The 19,595-nt window shown below is 74.4% G+C and carries 17 protein-coding genes; 6 read left to right on the forward strand and 11 right to left on the reverse strand.

The window, feature by feature from the left end:
• Nucleotides 1–125: 125 nt before the first annotated feature.
• The 3 genes from ACGF0J_RS12680 to ACGF0J_RS12690 are packed head-to-tail and all read right to left on the reverse strand — an operon-like array spanning nt 126 to nt 3,630.
• Nucleotides 126–1,064, reverse strand: coding sequence for an LLM class F420-dependent oxidoreductase (locus ACGF0J_RS12680; RefSeq protein WP_393144993.1), 939 nt, complete (start codon nt 1,062–1,064; stop codon nt 126–128).
• Nucleotides 1,061–2,200: an acetyl-CoA C-acyltransferase gene (locus ACGF0J_RS12685; protein WP_393144995.1), complete on the reverse strand. Its 1,140-nt coding sequence runs from the start codon at nt 2,198–2,200 to the stop codon at nt 1,061–1,063. Before ACGF0J_RS12685 ends, ACGF0J_RS12680 begins: the two co-directional genes overlap by 4 nt.
• Complete coding sequence (locus ACGF0J_RS12690; RefSeq protein ID WP_393144997.1) at nt 2,197–3,630, reverse strand: carotenoid oxygenase family protein; 1,434 nt, start codon at nt 3,628–3,630, stop codon at nt 2,197–2,199. Before ACGF0J_RS12690 ends, ACGF0J_RS12685 begins: the two co-directional genes overlap by 4 nt.
• 93 nt (nt 3,631–3,723) lie before the next feature.
• On the opposite strand from ACGF0J_RS12690, the gene ACGF0J_RS12695 reads away from it, so the two are divergent.
• Nucleotides 3,724–5,253 carry a class I adenylate-forming enzyme family protein gene (locus tag ACGF0J_RS12695; protein WP_393144999.1) on the forward strand — a complete coding sequence of 510 codons (1,530 nt, stop codon included), beginning with the start codon at nt 3,724–3,726 and terminating at the stop codon, nt 5,251–5,253.
• Nucleotides 5,250–6,428 carry an acetyl-CoA acetyltransferase gene (locus tag ACGF0J_RS12700; RefSeq protein ID WP_393145001.1) on the forward strand — a complete coding sequence of 393 codons (1,179 nt, stop codon included), beginning with the start codon at nt 5,250–5,252 and terminating at the stop codon, nt 6,426–6,428. Before ACGF0J_RS12695 ends, ACGF0J_RS12700 begins: the two co-directional genes overlap by 4 nt.
• A 21-nt stretch (nt 6,429–6,449) precedes the next feature.
• Here ACGF0J_RS12700 and ACGF0J_RS12705 read toward each other — a convergent pair whose 3' ends face one another.
• A complete protein-coding gene (locus tag ACGF0J_RS12705; protein WP_393145003.1) occupies nt 6,450–7,940 on the reverse strand; it encodes a class I adenylate-forming enzyme family protein in 1,491 nt (496 codons plus the stop codon).
• 75 nt (nt 7,941–8,015) lie between these two features.
• Between ACGF0J_RS12705 and ACGF0J_RS12710 the strand changes: the two genes are divergently transcribed.
• From ACGF0J_RS12710 to ACGF0J_RS12720, 3 genes are read left to right on the forward strand one after another with little or no spacing between them, the layout of a single operon-like run.
• Nucleotides 8,016–9,158, forward strand: a complete 1,143-nt coding sequence (locus ACGF0J_RS12710) for a thiolase family protein (RefSeq protein WP_393145005.1) — start codon at nt 8,016–8,018, stop codon at nt 9,156–9,158.
• Complete coding sequence (locus tag ACGF0J_RS12715) at nt 9,159–9,659, forward strand: PaaI family thioesterase (protein WP_393145007.1); 501 nt, start codon at nt 9,159–9,161, stop codon at nt 9,657–9,659.
• Complete coding sequence (locus ACGF0J_RS12720; RefSeq protein WP_393145009.1) at nt 9,656–11,290, forward strand: aldehyde dehydrogenase family protein; 1,635 nt, start codon at nt 9,656–9,658, stop codon at nt 11,288–11,290. Before ACGF0J_RS12715 ends, ACGF0J_RS12720 begins: the two co-directional genes overlap by 4 nt.
• Here ACGF0J_RS12720 and ACGF0J_RS12725 read toward each other — a convergent pair.
• Together ACGF0J_RS12725 and ACGF0J_RS12730 are read right to left on the reverse strand one after the other, a co-directional pair.
• Nucleotides 11,238–12,155 (reverse strand): winged helix-turn-helix transcriptional regulator, encoded by a 918-nt coding sequence (locus tag ACGF0J_RS12725; RefSeq protein WP_393145011.1) that lies wholly within the window; start codon nt 12,153–12,155, stop codon nt 11,238–11,240. The two genes, ACGF0J_RS12720 and ACGF0J_RS12725, sit on opposite strands and share 53 nt — an antisense overlap.
• Before the next feature lie 123 nt (nt 12,156–12,278).
• Nucleotides 12,279–13,559, reverse strand: coding sequence for an NAD(P)/FAD-dependent oxidoreductase (locus ACGF0J_RS12730; RefSeq protein WP_393145013.1), 1,281 nt, complete (start codon nt 13,557–13,559; stop codon nt 12,279–12,281).
• Between the two features lie 328 nt (nt 13,560–13,887).
• On the opposite strand from ACGF0J_RS12730, the gene ACGF0J_RS12735 reads away from it, so the two are divergent.
• Nucleotides 13,888–14,850, forward strand: a complete 963-nt coding sequence (locus ACGF0J_RS12735) for a LysR family transcriptional regulator (RefSeq protein WP_393145015.1) — start codon at nt 13,888–13,890, stop codon at nt 14,848–14,850.
• A gap of 70 nt (nt 14,851–14,920) precedes the next feature.
• Here the strand turns inward: ACGF0J_RS12735 and ACGF0J_RS12740 are convergent, their stop codons facing one another.
• From ACGF0J_RS12740 to ACGF0J_RS12760, 5 genes are read right to left on the reverse strand one after another with little or no spacing between them, the layout of a single operon-like run.
• Nucleotides 14,921–15,898 (reverse strand): M24 family metallopeptidase, encoded by a 978-nt coding sequence (locus ACGF0J_RS12740; protein ID WP_393145017.1) that lies wholly within the window; start codon nt 15,896–15,898, stop codon nt 14,921–14,923.
• Complete coding sequence (locus tag ACGF0J_RS12745) at nt 15,895–16,800, reverse strand: oligopeptide/dipeptide ABC transporter ATP-binding protein (RefSeq protein ID WP_393145019.1); 906 nt, start codon at nt 16,798–16,800, stop codon at nt 15,895–15,897. Before ACGF0J_RS12745 ends, ACGF0J_RS12740 begins: the two co-directional genes overlap by 4 nt.
• Nucleotides 16,797–17,576 (reverse strand): ABC transporter ATP-binding protein, encoded by a 780-nt coding sequence (locus tag ACGF0J_RS12750; RefSeq protein WP_393145021.1) that lies wholly within the window; start codon nt 17,574–17,576, stop codon nt 16,797–16,799. The genes ACGF0J_RS12745 and ACGF0J_RS12750 overlap by 4 nt, the downstream gene beginning before the upstream one ends.
• On the reverse strand, nt 17,573–18,448 hold the full coding sequence (locus tag ACGF0J_RS12755; RefSeq protein WP_393145023.1) for an ABC transporter permease: 876 nt from the start codon (nt 18,446–18,448) through the stop codon (nt 17,573–17,575). The genes ACGF0J_RS12750 and ACGF0J_RS12755 overlap by 4 nt, the downstream gene beginning before the upstream one ends.
• The gene (locus ACGF0J_RS12760) at nt 18,445–19,590 is read right to left on the reverse strand and encodes an ABC transporter permease (protein ID WP_393145025.1); all 1,146 of its coding nucleotides are present in this window, start codon (nt 19,588–19,590) and stop codon (nt 18,445–18,447) included. Before ACGF0J_RS12760 ends, ACGF0J_RS12755 begins: the two co-directional genes overlap by 4 nt.
• Between the last annotated feature and the right edge of the window lie 5 nt (nt 19,591–19,595).

The raw sequence follows: 19,595 nt of genomic DNA on the forward strand, positions 1-19,595 counted from the left end.
CCGCCGCCCCGGTGTGTGGGGCCCCCCCACCCCCCCCCCCCCCCCCAACCCCCCCCCCCCCCCCGGGGCCCCCCCCCCCGGGGGGGGCCCCCCCCCCCCCGCGGGGGCGCCCCCCCGCCGGAGGGTCAGCGATGGGCGAAGGCCTTGAGGGTGCCGGCGCCGCCGGGGTCGCGGTCCGTGCTGACCGGGACGATCGCCACCTCGTCCACCCCGGCCGCCGCGTAGGCGGCGAGCTGGGCCTGCGGATCGCCGAGCAGGGCGACGGACGCCACCAGCTCGTCGGGGACGGCCGCCAGCAGGTCGCGCGGGTGCGGCCGGGTGCGGGCGAACGCGACGACGTCGCCGAATCCGGCCTCGACGAACATCTCGCCGTAGCCGGGGGCGGGCAGGTAGCCGACGACGGCGCGGCGTACGCGGTCCACGGCCTCGCGGTCGGGGTCGGCGGCCGCCGTGACCCAGGCGGTGACGGGCACGTCCGGGCAGGCGGCGCGCAGCTGGGCGACCAGCCGCCCGGCGGAGGCGGGCGTGACGAGGTTGAGCACCATGCGGTCGGCCAGGGCGGCGGTGCGGACGGCGGAGGGGCCGAAGGCGGCCACCGCGAGCCGGGAGCGGGGGGCGGGCAGCCGGAGCCGGTAGCCGGTGCTGCGCACGCGGGCGCCGGTGAAGTCGGACTTGTCGCCGTCGAGGAGCGGCCGGAGCGCCTGGACGGTCTCGCGCAGCGCGGCGGCGGATCCGGTGCGGGAGCGGCCGTGCCAGCTCTCCACGACCATCGGGCTGGACGTGCCCACGGCGACGTCGACCCGGCGGCCGGTGAGCGAGGCGACGGAGGCGACGCCCATCGCGATCATCATGGGATCGCGGACGGCGACCGCGAGCGGGCCCACGGTGAGCCCGATCCGGTCCGTGGCCAGGCCGATGGCGGTGGCCAGGGCGAAGGCGTCGTAGGTGGCCATCTCGCCGACCCAGAGCGCGGGGTAGCCCAGCTCGTCGGCGGCGCGGGCGGTCAGCAGGGCCTCCTCGGCCGGGCGGTCCTGCCACAGCCCGAGGGACACGGAGAGGTTCATACGCGCTCCAGCAGGACGGCCGAGCCGGAACCCGCCGCGCCGCTGACCGCCGCGACGCCGTAGCGGGCGCCACGGCGGTGCAGCTCGTCGACGCAGGCGGCGACCAGGATGGCGCCGGTGGCGCCGAAGGCGTGGCCCATGGCGATGGTGCCGCCGTTGACGTTGAAGCGGTCGTCGCCGACCCCGAGGTCCCGCTGGAACTTCAGGCAGAGCGCCGCGAAGGCCTCGGCGAACTCGAAGACCTCGACGTCGTCCGGTGACAGCCCTGCCTCGGCCAGCACCCGCTCGACGGCGAGCTGCCCGGCGGTGAGCATGGTGACCGGGTCGCCGACGGCGGTGGCCGACCCGGCGACGCGGGCCAGCGGCGGCAGGTCGAGGTCGCGGCCGACGAGCACCAGCCCGGCCGCGTCGCAGAGGCTGGGCGAGGTGCCGCGGGTGTGCAGGTGGCTGACGGAGTCCAGCTCGGGCAGGTGCCTCAGGACGATCTCGTCCTGCTCGGGCGTCCCGGCGAAGGAGGGTTCCATCGCCGCGAGCGCGCCGGGCGTGGTGCCCGGCCGTACGTGCTCGTCGTGGGCGAGGTCGCTCACGACGACGAGCGAGCGGGCGTGGCGGCCGGCGGCCCAGGCGTCCGCCGCCAGGGTCTGGGTGCGCAGGCCGTACGCGTCGAGCTCCTCGCGGGTGAAGCCCTCCAGGGTGGCGACGGCGTCGGCGGCGACGCCCATGTGCAGCGAGCCGACGGGCAGCGACCACAGCGGCCCGCGGTCGGAGAACATCGGGGCGCGGGAGACCGACTCGACGCCGCCGGCGACCACGGTGCGGCTCGCGCCGGACGCGACGAGCGCGGCGGCGGTGCGCACGGCGTCGATGCCGGAGGTGCAGAAGCGGTTGAGCGTCATGCCGGGCGAGTCGAAGCCGGTGGTCAGCGCGGCGGTGCGGGCCAGGTTGCCGCCCTGGTCGCCGTGCTGGGTGGCGCAGCCGACCAGGAAGTCGTCCGCCCCCCGCAGCCCGGTGCGTTCCGCGAGGGCGGCGAGCAGGCCCTCCAGCATGGCGAGCGGCGTGACGTCGGCCAGGCCGCCGCCGGGGCGGGCCTTGCCGCGCGGGGTCCTGACGCACTCGTAGACGTAGGCCTCGCTCATCGCAGCTGCTCCGAGCGTACCCAGGTGGCGTGGAAGCCGAGCGGCACGCGTTGCGGCAGCAGCACGCGGGCGACGGGCCCGTCGGAGATCCGTGACGCGTCGAGGATCTGGACCTCCGAGCGGTCGGCGGCCGAGTCGGTGACGAAGGTGACGAGGTAGCCGTCGTCCTCGCCGGTCGAGCCGTCGCGGGGCGCGAAGGGGGCCTCGCTGCCGTAGACGCCGGGGCCGTAGGACCAGGTCTCCTTGGCGCCGGTGACGTTGTCGTAGCGGACCAGGCCGTCGAAGAGGTTGGTCTCGGCGTCGGCGACGGAGACGTTGTAGGCGTAGCGGGTGCGGTAGCCGGTGGCGCGGGCGTCGATGGAGGGGAACTCGGTGTTGTGGTCGCCGTCCACGTACTCCTCCGAGGTGCGCCCGGTGCGCAGGTCGAAGCGGTAGCGGTACATGCGCGCGTCGAGCTTGAGGTAGGAGATCATGCGGGTGAGCGGTGAGCCGCCGCCGTGGGGCGCCGGGCGGGTGACGCGGCAGACGTCCAGGACGATCTCCTCGCCCTCCTCCCAGGCGTTGACCACGTGGTAGATGTAGCAGGGCTTGGCCTCGAACCAGCGCACCTGGTGGCCCCGCCGGGGGATCACGCCGAAGCGTGAGGGCAGCTCCCTGTTGAAGGTGAGCTTGTAGCGGCCCTGCCGGGCGGCGTCGAGGTCCTGGTAGAGCGGCAGGTCCATGAGGATCGCGTGGTTCTCGGTGATCGCCATGTCGTGGGGCAGCCGGGCGCCCGGCAGGTCCAGCTCGACGCGGTGCTCGACCTCGCCGGACCGGCCGACCACGCCGTAGCGCAGGTACGGCGGGCGCGGCCCGTAGTCGAACCAGAACAGCTCGCCGGTGCGCTCGTCCACCTTGGGGTGGGCCATGAAGTCGCCGTCGAGCGTGTCGAGGAAGGTGTCGGCGCCGAGCGTCTCCAGGGAGAGCGGGTCCAGGCTGTACGGGGTGCCGCACAGGTACCAGGAGGCGAGGACCTTCCCGCGGTGGAAGATCACGTCGGTGTTGGCCGTGTCCTTGTACGGCAGGCCGCGCGCGTTGCCGAACGGGTTGCCCTTGGGGTTCTCCATGACGCCGGTCCACAGGGACCTCCCGGCGGCCGACTCGGCCTCGAAGGCGCGGGTGCGTACCCAGCGGTTGCGGTAGCGGGCCCTGCCGTTCTCGAAGTGCACGGCGTGGACCATGCCGTCGCCGTCGAACCAGTGGTAGCGGCCCTTCATCGGGTGGCGGGCGTTGGGTCCGTTGCGCAGGTAGACGCCGTTCAGGTCGGCGGGGATCTGCCCGATCACGGTGAGCTCGTCGGCGGTGAGCTCGTCCTGGACCGGGGCGTAGACACCCAGCAGGTACGGGTTCTGCTCGCCCGACTCGTCCATTATCACGACACTTTCGGCCATAGCCGGAAACTACGATAGAAGAAGTCAGGTGTCAACGTTGACGGGCTGGCTTCGGCTTTCGTAGTGTTCGGCCATCGACCGATGGGAGTCGCGATGACGCATTCCGCCGATCGGATCGCCCGCTACACCGCCGAAGGCTGGTGGACGGCCGATACCATCGACCAACTGCTCAGAGACCAGGTGGCGGCGCGTCCAGACGCCACGGCCGTCGTCGACCCGCCCGACAAGACGATCGGACCGCCGAAGCGGCTGACCTGGTCGCGGCTCGACGCGGAGATCGACAGGATCGCCGGCGTGCTCCACGCGCGCGGCGTCGGACCGGGCGACGTGGTCGCCATGCAGCTGCCCAACAGCGTCGAGCTCGTGGTGAGCTTCCTCGCGATCGTGCGGCTCGGCGCGACCGTCACGCCCTTCCCCGTGCAGTACCGCGCGTACGAGCTGGCCCAGCTCCTCCCGCTGTCGGGCGCCACGCTGCTCATCACGGGGCCCGAGTCACGGGCGCCCGAAGGCACGCCGACGCTTTCATGGCCCGCCGACCTGGAAGGCGTCACCGCCGACGAGGCGCCGCGCCGGGTCGCGGACCCGGCCGAACGGGTCACGATCTGCTGGACCTCCGGCACCGAGGCCACCCCCAAGGGGGTGCCCAGGTGCCACTACGACTGGCTCGCCGTCGCCGCCATCTGCACCGCCGCGCCCGGCCTGACCGCCGGCGACGTGATCCTCAACCCCTTCCCGATGGTCAACATGGCCGCCATCGGCGGCGTCCTGCTGCCGTGGCTGCGCACCGGCGCCGTGCTGGTCCAGCACCACCCCTTCCACCTGCCCACCTACCTGGCGCAGCTCGCCGACGAGCAGGTCACCTACACCCTGGCCCCGCCGGCCCTGCTCTCCCTCCTGCTGCACCAGGGCGTCACGGTCCCGGAGTCGCTCACCAGGATCGGCTCGGGCTCGGCGCCGCTGCCGCCGCCCATGGTCAGAGGCTGGCAGGAGCGGCACGGCATCGCCATCATCAACTTCTTCGGCTCCAACGAGGGCGTCACCCTGCTCTCCGACCCCGAACGCATGCCCGACCCCGAGATCCGGGCCCGCTACTTCCCCCGCCCCACGATGCCCGGAGTGCGGGTCAAGCTCGTCTCGCCGGACGGCGTGGAGATCACCGAGCCGGGGACACCGGGAGAGCTGCGGCTCAGCGGCCCCACCGTCTTCGCGGGCTACCTGCCCGGCACCGCGAGCGCCGACCCGTTCGACGAGGAGGGCTGCCTGCGGACGGGCGACCTGTTCGAGATCGCCGGCGACGAGGGCCAGTACCTGCGGTACGTGGACCGCGCCAAGGACATCGTCATCCGCGGCGGCATGAACATCTCCCCCGCCGAGCTGGAGGCCCTGCTCGCCGGCCACCCCTCGATCGCCGAGGTGGCCGTCGTCGGCTATCCCGACGAGGTCCTCGGGGAAAGGGTCTGCGCGGTCGCCGTCCCCAGGGGCGAGCTCACCCTGGAGTCGGTGGTCGCCTTCCTCCGTGACAAGGGCATCGCCTCCTACAAGCTCCCCGAGCGACTGGAACTCGTGGACGCGCTGCCCCGCAACCCCGTCGGCAAGATCCTGAAGCGGGAGCTGAAGCTGTGATCCGCATCCTGGGCGGCTACCAGACCGACTTCGCCCGCTCGGGCGTGGGTCTGTTCGACCTGATCCACGAGGCGTGCCTCGGCGCGCTGGCGGCGGCCGGCGTGCCCGCGCGCGACGTGCAGGTCGCCCACGTCGGCAACCTGGCCGGCGAGCTGTTCGCCGGCCAGGCGCACCTGGGCGGCATGGTCGCCGCCGTCGACCCCGCGTGGGCGATGCTGCCCACGTCGCGGCACGAGGCCGCCTGCGCCTCCGGGTCCATGGCGGTGCTGGCCGCCATGGCCGACCTGGAGGCGGGCCGGTACGACGTGGCGCTGGTCGTGGGCGTGGAGGTGATGCGCAACGTCGGCGCCAAGGAGGCCGCCCGGAACCTCGGCTGCGCCGCCTGGGCGGGGCGCGAGGCGACCTCGGCCGACTACCCGTGGCCGGCGCTGTTCGCCGAGATCGCCGAGGAGGTGGACGCGCGCTACGGCCTCTCCCACGAGCACCTGGCGCGCATCGCCGACATCAACCACGGCAACGCGCTGCGCAACCCCCTCGCCCAGACCCGCTCGTGGACCTTCCCCGAAGGCTGCTTCGGCGAGGACGACGCGCTCAACCCGGTCGTCGAGGGGCGGCTGCGCAAGTACGACTGCGGGCGCATCACCGACGGCGCCGCCGCCGTGGTGCTGGCCTCCGACCGGTACGGCGGGCGCGGTCCCGTCATCTCGGGCTGGGGGCACCGCACGGCGCCGATGCTGCTGAAGGACAAGCTGGCCGTGCGGGAGCCGTACCTCTTCCCGCACCTGCGGCAGGCGGCGCTCGACACCTACCGGCGCGCCGGTCTCGGCGGTCCCGCCGCCGTGGACGTGATCGAGACGCACGACTGCTTCACCATCACCGAGTACGTCGCGCTCGACCACCTCGGCCTGACCCCGCCCGGCGAGTCGTGGCGGGCGATCGAGGCCGGCGTGATCGACTTCGACGGGAGCCTGCCGGTGAACCCGTCGGGCGGCCTGATCGGCCTCGGCCATCCCGTGGGCGCCACCGGCGTGCGCATGCTGCACGACGCCGCCCGCCAGGTCTCCGGCACGGCGGGCGGGTGCCAGGTGCCCGACGCCCGCACCGCGCTGACGCTCAACGTCGGCGGGAGCTGCACCACGGTCGCGCTCTTCGCCGTCACGTCGGACGACGGCTGACGGCGGCGGCGTCACCAGGCGTCACCAGGTGTCGCCGGACTCCAGGCGCCTGAGCACCTCGCGCCGGCTGATCTTCCCGGTGGCGTTGAGCGGGAGCGAGCTCACCAGGTGCGCGCTCTTGGGCCGCTTGTGGGCGGGCAGGACGGCGCGGCAGTGCCGGACGACCTCCTCGGGCGGCACCGGGCGCCCCGGCAGGCAGGTGTAGGCGACGGTGAGCCGCTGGCCCCACTGCGGGTCGGCGATCCCCACCACGGCGGCCTCGGCGACGCCGGGAACGGCCGTGACGGCGTCCTCGACCTCGCGCGGGTAGACGTTGTAGCCGCCAGTGATGATCATGTCGTTCTTGCGGTCGGTCAGCCAGAGCCGGTCACCGGGGCCGAGGTGGCCGACGTCGCCGGTGCGCAGCCGGCCGGCCACGAAGCTCTTGCCGAGATCGGCGCGGCCCTCGGCGCCGAAGTAGCCGGTCGTCACCGGGTCGCCGCGCACCACGACCTCACCGGTCTCGCCCTCGGGCAGCGGCCGCCCGTCCTCGTCCACGATGCTCAGCTCGACGGTCCGGCAGATCCGCCCGGCCGAGGTGAGCAGCTCCGGCTCCTCGCGCAGGCCGCGCGTGTGGTCGGCCGCGTCGAGCACGGTGAGCGGCGGCATCGCCTCGACCAGGCCGTAGTACTGCACGAGGTGGGGAGTGAGCCGCTCGGCCGCGCGGCGGATCTGCTCGGACGGCATGGGCGCGCCCGCGTAGGCGAGCATGCGCAGCCGGGTGCCGTCCGCCGCCTCCGCCAGCCGGTTGACCATGGTGGGCACCAGCGCGGTGTGGGTGACACGGTGCTCCTCGACGGCCTCCAGGATCTCGCCGGCGCTCGCGTGGTCGAGCAGGACCTGGCGGGCGCCCGCCATGAGGAACGGCAGCACGAACAGGCCGCTGGTGTGGATGGCGGGCCCGGCGTGCAGGTAGACCGCGTCGGGCCCGGGAGGGCCGCCCAGCACCTCGTGGGTCATCGCCAGCGCCGAGGCGATCCGGTTGCGGTGCGTGCGCCTGGCGCCCTTGGGGCGGCCGGTCGTGCCGGAGGAGTAGGCGAGACCGGCCAGGTCGTCCGGGACGGCGTCGGCGACCAGCGGGGCGCCGGGCTCAAGGTCGGCGAAGCGGCGGGCGAGCAGGCCCGAGCGCAGCGAGTCGGTCTCGCCGGTGAAGCGGTCGTCGTAGAGCAGCGCACGCGCGCCGCAGTCGTCGGCGATGCGTTCCCACTCGGCCGGGCCGAGTCGGGGGTTGAGCGGCACCCTGACCAGCCCGGCCATCGCCAGCGCGAGGTCCGACTCGACCAGCGCGCAGCCGTTCGGCAACAGTTCGAGCACCCGGTCACCCCGGGTCAGGCCGAGCGAGAGCAGCCCGCCCGCCAGCCCGGCCGCCCGCGCGGCCAGCTCGGCGAAGCTGCGCGTGCCGTCGGGGCCCTGGACGGCGGGCAGGGGGCCGAAGCGGGCGGCCGCGCGCCGGACGAGCAGGCCGATGGTCACGTGCGCCTCCTGGAGGGGTTGTGGACGGCCGAGCAATCAGTACTATAAACGAAGTCAGCTTCGGAGAGGAGTGGCATGCGCGAGGCCCTGTTGCTCGACACGGTCAGGACCCCCTTCGGCAGGAACCGGGGCGGCCTGTCCGGCGTGCGGGTCGACGACCTGGCCGCCCACCCGCTGCGCGAGCTGGCCGCACGCCACCCCGCCGCGGTCGTCGAGGACGTCGTCTACGGCAACACCAACGGCGCGGGTGAGGACAACCGCGACGTGGCCAGGATGGCCGCCCTGCTCGCCGGCCTCCCGGTCACCGTGCCCGGCGTGACGGTCAACCGGCTGTGCGGCTCGGGAGCGGAGGCCGTCGCGCACGCCGCCCGCGCGCTGCTGCTCGCCGACGCCGAGCTGGTCGTGGCGGGCGGCGTGGAGGGCATGAGCCGCGCGCCGTACGTGCTGCCGCCGATCGAGTCGGCACTGCCGCGCACGCTGCGGCTGGTGCCGACGACCGTCGGCTGGCGCATGCCCCATCCGGCCTTCCCGCCGCAGTGGACCGAGTCGCTGGGCGGCACCATGGACCGCCTGGCCGCCGAGCTCGGCATCGGCCGCGTCAGGCAGGACGAGTGGGCCGCCAGGTCGCACGAGCTGGCGAGCCGGGCCGCCGGGTTCCACGCCGCGGCGATCGCGCCGCTCGTGGGCGTCGCGGCCGACGAGTCGGTGCGCCCCGGCGGCGACCTGGCCGCGCTGCCACCCGCCTTCACGCCGGACGGCACCCTCACGGCGGGCAACTCCTCGCCGATCAGCGACGGAGCGGTCGCCGTACTGATGGGCACCCGCCGGGCCGCCGCCGAGCTGGGACTGGACCCGATCGCGCGGGTGGCGTCCGGCGCGGTGGCGGCGCTGGAGCCGGACCGCTTCGCGCTGGCCCCCTTGCCCGCGATCCACGCGGCGCTGCGCAAGGCGGGGCGCACGCTCGCCGACGTGGCGGTGCTGGAGCTGAACGAGGCCTTCGCCGCGATGGTGCTGGCCTGCCTGGACCGACTGGAGATCCCCGAGACGCGGGTGAACCCCAACGGCGGCGCCCTCGCCCTCGGCCACCCGCTCGGCGCCTCCGCCGCCAGGGCCGTGGCCGACTGCGCCAGGGAGCTGGCCAGGCGCGGCGGCGGAGTCGGCGTGGCCGCGGCGTGCATCGGCGTCGGCCAGGGCATCGCCGTGGTCCTGGAGGCCTGAGTGAACGCGCCCCCTGCCGCGTCGGACCCGCACGAACGCGCCACCCACCCGAAGTCCCGGGTGACCGGACGGGCCACCCCCGGAGACCCCACGCCGGAGAACCTCACCGCCCTGGTCGACGGGCGGCTGCCCGGCCTGCTGGGCTTCCGCGTCGTCGCCGCCGACCGCGGCGGTGTGACCGCCGAGCTGGACGTACGGCCCGAGCTGCTGGCGCCCAACGGCTACCTGCACGCTGCCACCGTCGTGGCGCTGGCCGACACCGCCTGCGGCATCGGCTGCCGCCTCACCCTGCCGGAGGGCGCGCGGGGCTTCACCACGATCCAGCTCAGCACCTCCTACACCGGCACCGTCCGGGAGGGCGCCGTCCGCGCCCTCGCCACGCTCGCCCACGGCGGGCGGCGCACCCAGGTCTGGGACGCCGAGGTGAGCGACGCCGCCACCGGACGCGCCATCGCGCTGTTCCGCTGCACCCAGATGATCCTCTACGGAGTGGAGCCATGACCCTGTTCGACAAGCACCGCGCCACGCTGGAGCGCGCGATCGAGGCCTGCCGCACCAGACAGAGCTGGACCGCCTACGACAAGCCCGCCACGGCCAACCACGCCGCGTTCACGTCGCTGCTCGGCCGGCCGTTCGACGACGACGGCCCCGGGGCCTGGCACGCGCAGGACGACGAGGTCTCCCCGTACACCGGCGAACCGCTCGGCGTCTCCTACCGGCGGGCCGGCGTGGAGGAGCTGGTCGAGGCGGCGACGCGGGCCTGGCCGCGCTGGCGCGACGCCGACCCTCGGGTCCGGGCCGGGGTCTGCCTGGAGATGTGCGACCGCATCCACGCGACCGAGCTGGCCCACGCCACCATGCACACGACCGGGCAGAGCCTGGGGATGAGCCTCACGGGCAGCGGCACCAACGCGCTCGACCGGGGCGTCGAGGCGATCGCCCAGGCGTACGCGGCGATGTCCCGGGTGCCGGAGTCGGCAACCTGGTCACGAAATTTCGGGACATCGACGGTTGAGTTGGTCAAGCGGTACCGGCTCGTGCCCAAGGGCGTCGCGGTGGTCGTCGCCTGCGCCAGCTTCCCCGCCTGGAACGTCTACCCGGCGCTCTTCGCCAGCCTCGTCACCGGGAACCCGGTGATCGTCAAACCGCATCCCAGCTCGGTGCTGTCCATGGCGCTGGCCGTCCGGGCCTGCCGCGAGGCGCTGGCCGAGGCCGGCTTCGACCCGGGGCTGATCGGGCTGGCCGTCGACACGGCCGCCGAGCCGGTCACCAAGGCGCTGGTCCGGCACCCCGCCGTACGGATCGTGGACTTCACCGGGTCGGCGACGTTCGGCTCCTGGGTGGAGGCCAACGCCTTCCCCGCCGTCGCCTACACCGAGACCTCCGGCGTCAACTCCGTCCTCATCCACTCCTACGACGAGCTCCAGCCGGTGCTGCGCGCGCTCGCCGGCTCCCTGTGCCTGTTCTCCGCCCAGATGTGCACCAGCCCCCAGAACTTCTACGTGCCACGCGCCCTCGCCGGCGACTTCGCCGAAGGGCTCGCGGAGGCCGTACGCGCCATCACCGCGGCCCCCCGGCGGGCGGCGGCCGTGCTGGGCGCGATCCAGTCGCCCGCCACCCTGGCGCTCCTGGAGCGGGTCCGGCAGGAGGCCGCAGCACGCGGCGAGATCGTGCTCGAACCCACCGCCTACGCGCACCCCGACCACCCCGAGGCGCGCACCAGCGGACCCCTCATCGCCCGCGTCGACGTCGCCGACCACGACCTGGTCGCCGGGGAGCGCTTCGGCCCCGTCGCCTTCGTCATCGGCTGCGACGACGCCGACCAGGCGCTCGGCGTCGCCACCCGGGACGCGCGCGAGCACGGCGCGATCACCGCGTTCGCCTACTCCACCGACGAGGCGTACCTGGACCGCGCCGAGCACGCCTTCTCCCTCGCCGGAGCCGCCCTGACCAGCAACCTCACCGGCCCCATGCCGCTCAACTTCTCAGCGGCCTACAGCGACTACCACGTCACCGGGCTCAACCCGGCCGGCAACGCCTCGCTGACCGACGACTCCTTCGTCACCGGGCGCTTCCGCGTCACCCAGTCGCGTCGCGCTCCGGCAGGGCGAAACGCACCCGCGTCCGGCTGATCTCCTCGCCGCAGGAGCGGCAGCGCAGACCGGGGCGGAACGGCAGGCCGCACGCCCTGTGGGTGACACGCAGGTCCGTGTCGGGCGGGCCCGCGTACCACCGCTGCGCCCAGTCCACGAGGAAGGCGAAGATGCCGAAGAAGTCGAGGCCCTTGTCCGTCAGGCGGTACCTCGGCCGCGCGCCGGGCTCCTCCACCTCCAGCACGCCGAGATCGGTGAAGCGCCGCAGCCGGCTCGACAGCACGGACGGCGCCACCCCCAGCTCCCCCTGGAAGTCGGCGAAGCGCCGCAGCCCCAGGAACGCCGCGGCAAGGATCACCGTGCTCCACCGGTCGCCCAGCACCTCGAAGGTCTCCGGGAAGTACGACAGCGGGTCGCCCGCGCCCCTGACCGTCCTGCGGTGCAGGCGCGGCACGGTCACCTGCGCGAACGTGGCCGCGCCACGGACCGTCTCGGTGTCGCGCGCGGTCACCGGGGCGCGGCCGCAGCTCGCGCACCCCAGCTCCACGTCCGTGCGCTTGCCGCAGGAGGTGTGGGTCAGCTCGGGCAGCCCGAGCCGCCTCGGCACCCACCTGCGCTCCCACGACCAGATCTCCACCAGCACCGGCCACAGCTCCACGGCCCGTTCGGTGAGCTGGTACTCGGTCCGGGTGCGGCCCTCCTCCCGGTACGGCACCGGCTTCAGCAGGTCGCCCGCGACCATCTCCTTCAGCCGGTTCGCCAGCACCGACTCCGACATGCCGAGCTCGTCACGCCAGTCGGCGAAACGGCGGACGCGCAGGAGGAACGCACGCTGCAGGATCAGCAGGGTCCACTGGTCGCTGACGGCCAGCAGCGCCTGCCCGATCGCGCTGGGGCGCTCCACTCCTCGCTCCTTCACCTGATCAGCTTTCGCTATGAGAGTACCGGGCGCCCCTCGGCCGCCCCGCCACGACGTCGGCGAGACGCTCACCGGATCGGCCATCGGCCCCGCACCCGGCGGGCGCGGCTAGCGGCGAGTCGCTCTGCCGGGGGTCGCGCGGTGCCCCGCGTGGTGGGACGCGAGGTCCGTGAGCACGGCCTGGGCCGCCCGTCGTCCGGACACGAGGGCGCCCTGCAGCGAGGCGGTGTCGCGGTGGTCGCCGCACACGTACAACCCGGAGCGCAGGCGCACCGGCTTGCGCAGCGGGTGCGGCGGCGGCATCGCGGGCAGCGCCGCCGGGATCGGATAGGTGGCCAGGTGCTCCCAGCCGGAAGTGGTGCCGTAGATCTCACCCAGCCGCCGGCGGACCGGGCGCTCGTCGGTGGCCAGGCCCAGGACCGACGTCGAGACCAGCGCTCGCCCGTCGGCGGAGTACTCCGGGGCCGCGTCCGTGAGGACCAGGGTGTCGGTGACGGCCCCGGTGGCGTCGATGACCTGGACGGGCTCGTGCAGGGGCGAGCGGGGGGCGGCATGGTAGAAGGTGGTCACCGCACGCATCGGCGGCACCTCGATCTCGCTCAGCAGGCCGCCCGCCGAGCCGGGGTCGGTGGCCACCACCACGGCCCGGCCGTCGATCGTGGTGCCGTCCGCCAGGCGCACCCCGTCGGCCGCGACCTCGGTCACGCGGGCGCCGAGGGTGACGGCGCCCGGGGGCAGCCGGTCGGCCAACTGGCGCGGGATCCGCCCCATGCCGAGCGCGGGCACGCCGATCGTGCCACGCGCGAACGACCTCCAGAGCAGGTGGAAGACCCGGCTGGAGGTCTCCAGGTCGCGTTCGAGGAGCACACCGGCCAGGAAGGGCCGCATCAGGCAGTCGATCATCTTGGCGGACATGCCCCAGGCGCGCAGTTCCTCGTCGGTACGCCGGTCACGCCCCGCGCGCAGCCGGGAACCGGGCAGCACGAGGTCGCGGGTGGTGATCGCGGCGAGCACGGCGTTGTCGCGGAGCGTGCCGAGGCCGGCCAGCAACCCGCTCAGCGCGTGCCGACGATGCCGCCACGGCAGCATCACCCTGGCCCGGGCGGTGGCCCCCTGGACGATCATCCCTGAGGCGAAGGGCCGCACATCGAGCGCGTCGATGTCGAGGACGCGGCGGGCCTCGGGGTAGGCGGTGTTGAACACCTGATAGCCGCGATCCAGCCGGAACCCGTCGACGACGTCCGTGCGCACCCGGCCGCCGACGCCGTCGGCCGCCTCCAGCACCCGGACCGCCAGGCCCGCCTCGTGCAGCCGCACCGCGCAGGCCAGTCCCGCCATCCCGGCTCCCACGACGATGACGGCGTCAGGTGTCCCCCGGCTGTTGTCCATGCCGAGGCTCTACCCGCGTCCGCGCAGCTCAGACGCGTGTCCGCAGGCCGGGCGGACGTCGGCGCGGTGCCGGCGCGGAACTCCCTGTCCGGGTTGTTCTCGGTCAGCCTCATCGCCGACGTCGTGGGCGACCCGTCGTGACGTGCTGAGCGGTCATCCCCGGCGGGTGGGCCAGGCTCAGGAGGACGCCGATCTGGGCGGGCGACAGCGGCAAGCCGCTGAGCAGCTCTTTCATAAGGATCACGGATCCAGCCTGATGGAGACCGCGACGTCGGGTCCAACACCGGAAACGTGGTGATTCACACAGATCTGTTGTTAATGTTGGCGCGTGGACCTGCATCCCCGGCTGCTCAGGGTGTTCGTGACCGTCGCCGAGGAACTCCACTTCGGCCGCGCCGCCGCCCGCCTGTACGTGGCCCAGCAGGCGCTCAGCCGCGACGTGCGGCGGCTGGAGGAACAGCTCGGGGCGGCGCTGTTCACCAGATCCACCCGGCGGGTGGAGCTGACCCCGGCCGGAGCGCGGCTGCTGTCCGGAGCCAGGCGGCTGCTCGCGCTGCACGACGAGCTGGTCGCGGAGCTCTCCGGCACGCGCCGGCCGCTGCTCGTGGACGTCAACATGCAGGGGCACGAGGCGCCGCAGCCGCTGGTCAGAGCCAGGGAGCTGGCGCCGGGCGTGGAGATGCTGGCCCGCTTCCAGGGCGGGTTGGCCTCAGGGGTCGCCGCTATGCGGGAGGGGCGTCTCGACGTGTCGTTCGGCCGGTTCGCCGGGCTGCCCGCCGACGTGCGCAAAGGACTGGCCCAGGTGCCCGTTCGGCTGGATCCGCTCGCCGTGCTGGTGCCCGAGGACCACCCGCTGGCCGCGCTGGAGGAGGTGCCGCTGCGTGCGCTGGCCGGCTTCCCCCTGGACGCCCTGACGGGCAACCCCGCCACCACCGAGTGGACCGATCTGGGCGAGCGCCTGGCAGCGGAGTTCGAGCTCACCCTGGCCACGCCGCACGCGCCTCCGGTCGGAGTCCACGAGATGGGCCTCTACCTCCAACGGCACCGGGAGCCCGTACTGGCCACGGCGAAAGTCGGCGGCATCCCCGGCGCCGTGGTGCGGCCCCTGGTCGATCCCGTGCCGCTCACCCTGGAGAACCTCGTCTTCCCCGAGGGCCTGCGGCATCCAGGGCTGGACGCGCTGCTGCAGGCCGTGACGGAGGCCGGGAGAGCGGGGCACTGGCTGCGCCGGCCCCCGCGCTCCTGGCTGTCGGAGGCCGACGAGGCAGTGCTGAGCGGCCACCAGTGCTGAGCGGCTACCCGTGCTGAGCGGCCACCGGGGCATGGCCGAGGGCCTCAGCCGGCGGCCGGGGTCGTGCTCGTCAGCGTTCCAGCACGTGCAGGGCGGGCGGGCCGCCGGTCAGCACCGCCGGGCCCGCCCCGGCGCAGGCCACCACGTCGGCCACCCGCGCTCCGAACAGGTCGGGCACGTAGATGGCGGGCTCCAGGCAGAGCGTCATCCCCTCGGTCAGGGCCGCGTCCTCCCCCGGCCGCAGCCACGGCCCCTCCTCGTGGCCGAGGCCCACGCCCCTGCCGGCGCCGGGGGCGGCGAACCGGCCGTACCCGCTGCCGTCGATCACGTCGCGCACCGCGGCCGCCACGCCCGCGGCGGCGGCCCCCTCCCGCATCGACCGCAGCGCGGCGGCGTGCGCGGCCAGCACCACCGAGTACATGGCCTCGTAGTCCTCCGGCGGCTCGGCGACGGCGAACACCCGCGCCACCTCCGCGCAGTAGCCGTCCCACCGGCCGCAGACCGACACCAGCAGCGCGTCACCGGGGTTGATCACCCGCCCGCCCGGCCGGTGCGCGGGCCGGGCGGTGTGCTCGCCCGCGGCCACCCGCAGCGACAGGACCGCCTCGCAGCCCGACTCCAGCAGCAGCGCCCGCAGCCTGGCCGCCATCGCCCGCTCGGTCGCGCCGAACCAGGCCAGCTCCCGCGCCCGCCCGAGCACCTCCTCGGCCGCCGCGGCGGCCCGCGCGACCGCCTCCACCTCGTGCGGCTCCTTGCGCAGCCGCAACGGCGCCAGCACCGCCGCGGCGGGCACCAGCTCGGCCTCGATCGACAGCCCGAACAGCTCACGGACCCGCATCTCCGGGTCCACGCCCACCCGCCGCGCCCGGTCCGGGACGAGCCGCGCCGGGTCGGCCGTCTCGGCCAGGGCGCCCGCCGTGACGACGAGGAAGTCGTCGCCCGTGCCGCCGAGGAAGCGGAAGTCCGGCGACGGGCGCAGCACCAGCGCGTCGATCTCGGCGGCGGCCATGGCCTCCCGGACGGCCGTCAACCTGCTGTCGGGTGTCACGCCGGCTCGTGCAGCCAGCAGGCGACGGGACCGGGGGCGGGCTCCTTCTCCCGGCAGACGTCCATGGCGAGGGGGCAGCGCGGGTGGAAACGGCAGCCGGCCGGCGGGTTCGCCGGGTCGGGCACGTCGCCGGGCAGTTCGGCGGGCAGCACCCCCATCCCGTCGGGCCTGGGGATCGCCTGGAGCAGCGCCCGCGTGTACGGGTGGCGGGGATCGGCCCACACCTCGGCCGTGTCGCCCACTTCGACGATCTTGCCGAGGTACATGACGGCGATCCGGTCGGCGATCAGCCGTACCACCGACAGGTCGTGGCTGATGAACAGCAGGCCCGCGCCCGAGTCCACCGCCAGGTCCCGCATCAGGGTGGCGACCTGCGCCTGGGCCGAGGCGTCCAGCGCCGAGATCGGCTCGTCGCCGATCAGCAGCCGCGGCCGGGCCGCCAGCGCCCGCGCGATGGCGATCCGCTGCCGCTGCCCGCCGGAGAACTCGTGCGGGTGCCGCGCCGCGAACCCCCGCGGCAGGCCCACCCGTTCCAGCAGGTCGGCGGGCGCCGTCGTGCGGTCACCCGCGGTGCGCAGCCCGTCGGCGATCTGGTCGCCGACACGGCGGCGCGGGTTCAGCGACGCGTACGGGTCCTGGAAGACCATCTGGACGGCGGTCAGCGTGCGGCGGCGCAGCCCGAGCGGGGTGACCGGCCGGCCCTCGAAGGTGATGGAGCCGCCGCTGACCGGGTTCAGCCCGCAGACCGCGCGGGCCAGCGTCGACTTGCCGCACCCCGACTCGCCGACCAGGCCGACGACCTCGCCCGGACTGACGGTCAGGCTCGCACCCGCCACGGCCCTGACCACCGGGCGGCCCGGGGACCGGTGCTCGACGACCAGGTCCTCGATGTGCAGCGTCATGCCTTCCCCCCTGGCTCCCCGGGCAGTGCGTCCAGCAGCGAACGGGTGTAGGCGTGCGCGGGCTCGCGCAGCACCCGGCCCCGCGGGCCGGTCTCGACGACCAGGCCGTCCTTCATCACGCTCACCTCGTCCGCGATGGCCGACATGACGCCCAGGTCGTGGGTGACCAGCAGCACGGCCAGGCCCAGCTCGTCGCACAGGCCGCGCAGCAGCCGCAGCACGCCGGCCTGCACGGTCACGTCGAGCGCCGTCGTCGGCTCGTCGGCGATGAGCACCTTGGGCGAGCACGCCAGCGCGATGGCGATGGCGATGCGCTGCCGCATCCCGCCGGAGAACTGGTGCGGGAAGCGCCCGTACGCCTCCTCCGCCCCCGGGATGCGGACCTTGCCGAGCAGCTCGACCGCCCTGGCCCGCGCCTCGGCCCTGCCCAGCCCGAGGTGGTGGCGCATGTGCTCGGTGAGCTGCTTGCCGACCGACAGCATCGGGTGCAGGCTGGTCGCCGGATCCTGGAAGACCATGGCCACCTGGCCGCCGCGCACCTTGTTGAGCTCCTTGGGCGGCAGCGTCAGCAGGTCGCGCCCGTCGAGCGCGATCCGCCCGGTGGCCCGCGCGCCGTGCGGCAGCAGGCCGAGCACGGCCAGGCCGGTCATCGTCTTGCCCGATCCGCTCTCGCCGGCCAGGCCGTGCACCCGCCCCTCCTCCAGGTGCAGGTCGACGCCGCGCAGGATGTCCCGGCCGCCGAGCGACACCTTCAGGCCGGTGATCTCAAGTGTCACAGCGCACGCTCCTTGATCGCCCGGGCCGTGCGGGGGTCCAGGGCGTCGCGCAGCGTGTCTCCGAGGAAGTTGAACGCCAGCACCACGGTGAGGATGGCAAGGCCCGGGAAGGTCGCCACCCACCAGCTGTCGAACACCTCGACTCCGCCGGCCACCATCGCGCCCCACTCGGGGGACGGCGGCTTGGCGCCCAGGCCGAGGAACGACAGGCCCGACAGCAGCAGCAGTGCCGTGCCGATGTCCAGTGTCGCCAGCACCAGCACCGGGCCGGTCACGTTCGGCAGCACGTCCACGCGCAGCGACCGCCAGGCCGAGAAGCCCAGCAGCCGTCCGCTCAGCACGAACTCCCGCTCCCGCACCCCCAGCACGAGCCCCCGGGTGACGCGGGCGTAGGCGGGCCAGGCCACCACGAGCACGGCCAGCACCGCGTTGGTCAGGCTGGCGCCGAGCGCCGCCGCCACCACCATGGCCAGGATGACCGTGGGGAAGGCGAACACCAGGTCCGCGATCCGCATGATGGTCTCGTCGGCCCACCGGCCGAAGTAGCCGGCGCAGGCGCCCAGCAGGCCGCCGACGAGCACCGACAGCGCCACCAGCAGCATCGTCAGCGGGATCGTGACCCGCGCGCCGTGGATGACCCGGCTCAGGATGTCGCGGCCGAGCTGGTCGGTGCCGAACCAGTGACCCGGGCCGGGCGCGGCCAGGCGCGGCAGCTCCTGGGCCAGCGGGTCGTACGGGGCCAGCACCGGCGCCGCCAGGGCGATGACGAGCCAGGCGAGCGCGACCGCGGCGCCGACGACGGCCAGCGGACGCCGCCAGGCCTCGGGGAGCCGCCGCGTCAGCCCCTTGCGGCTCAGGGGATCCCGTTTCACTGGAGCCTCACTCGGGGATCGATGACGCCGTACAGCACGTCCACGATCAGGTTGATGACCAGGTACACCACGCCCACGACGAGGCCGACGCCCATGACGGCGGGCAGGTCGAGGGTGGTGGCGCTCTTGTAGGCGTACTGGCCGATGCCCGGCCAGGCGAAGATCGCTTCGACCAGCACGGTGCCGGACAGCAGGCTGCCGAAGGCGAGGCCGGCCACGGTGATGATCGGCACCAGCGCCGAGCGGAGCACGTAGCGGAACAGGATCACCCGGCCCGGCAGCCCCTTGGCGCGGGCCGCCCGCACGTAGTCCTGCCCGAGCACCTCCAGCACCGCCGACCGGGTGAACCGGGTCAGCAGGCCGATGGTGTAGAGGGCGAGCACGAGCGCGGGCGTGACCAGGTGGCCGGCGGCCGAGGCGAAGATGTCCCACCGGCCGGCCAGCAGCGCGTCGATCGTCTGCAGCCCGGTCACCGGCGGCGCGCCGCCGAGCGCCGGGTCCACCCGGCCGCTGCCCGGAGTGATCTGCAACCGGTAGAAGAAGACGTAGAACGCCACCAGCGCCAGCCAGAACGTCGGCACCGAGATGCCGACGAGGCTGAGCACCCGCAGCAGGTGGTCGGACAGCCGGTCGCGGCGCAGCGCGGCCACCACCCCGAACCCGACGCCGAGCACGAGGGACACGAGGATGGCCGCCCCCGCCAGTTCCAGGGTGGCGGGCACGTACTCGGCCAGGTCCTGGCCGACCGGGCGGTGGCTCTGCTGGCTGGTGCCGAAGTCGCCCTGCAGCAGGCCCTGCAGGTGCAGCGCGTACTGCTCCCACAGCGGCTTGTCCAGGCCGTGCTCGGCCCGCCACTGGGCGACGATGGCCGGGTCACCGAGCGCCCGCTGGCCGAGGTTGGCGGCCACCGGGTCGCCCGGCACCAGGTTCGTCAGCACGAACGTCACCAGCGTGATGCCGCACGCGAGCAGCACGGCGGTGAGCAGCCGGCGGATGAGGAACCGGGCGAGCGGGTGCGCGCCCCGCCGCCGGGCGCGGGCCGGCTCCGGCCCGCGCTCCGGCCGGAGGGTCTTGCCCGAGGCCGGGTTCGGCCCCGGGTTCGACGCCGGGTCCGAAGCTGGGTTCGACGCTGGGTTCGACACCGTGC

The sequence above is a fragment of the Nonomuraea sp. NPDC047897 genome, from assembly GCF_043204415.1.
In the GTDB taxonomy this organism is placed as follows: Bacteria; Actinomycetota; Actinomycetes; order Streptosporangiales; family Streptosporangiaceae; genus Nonomuraea.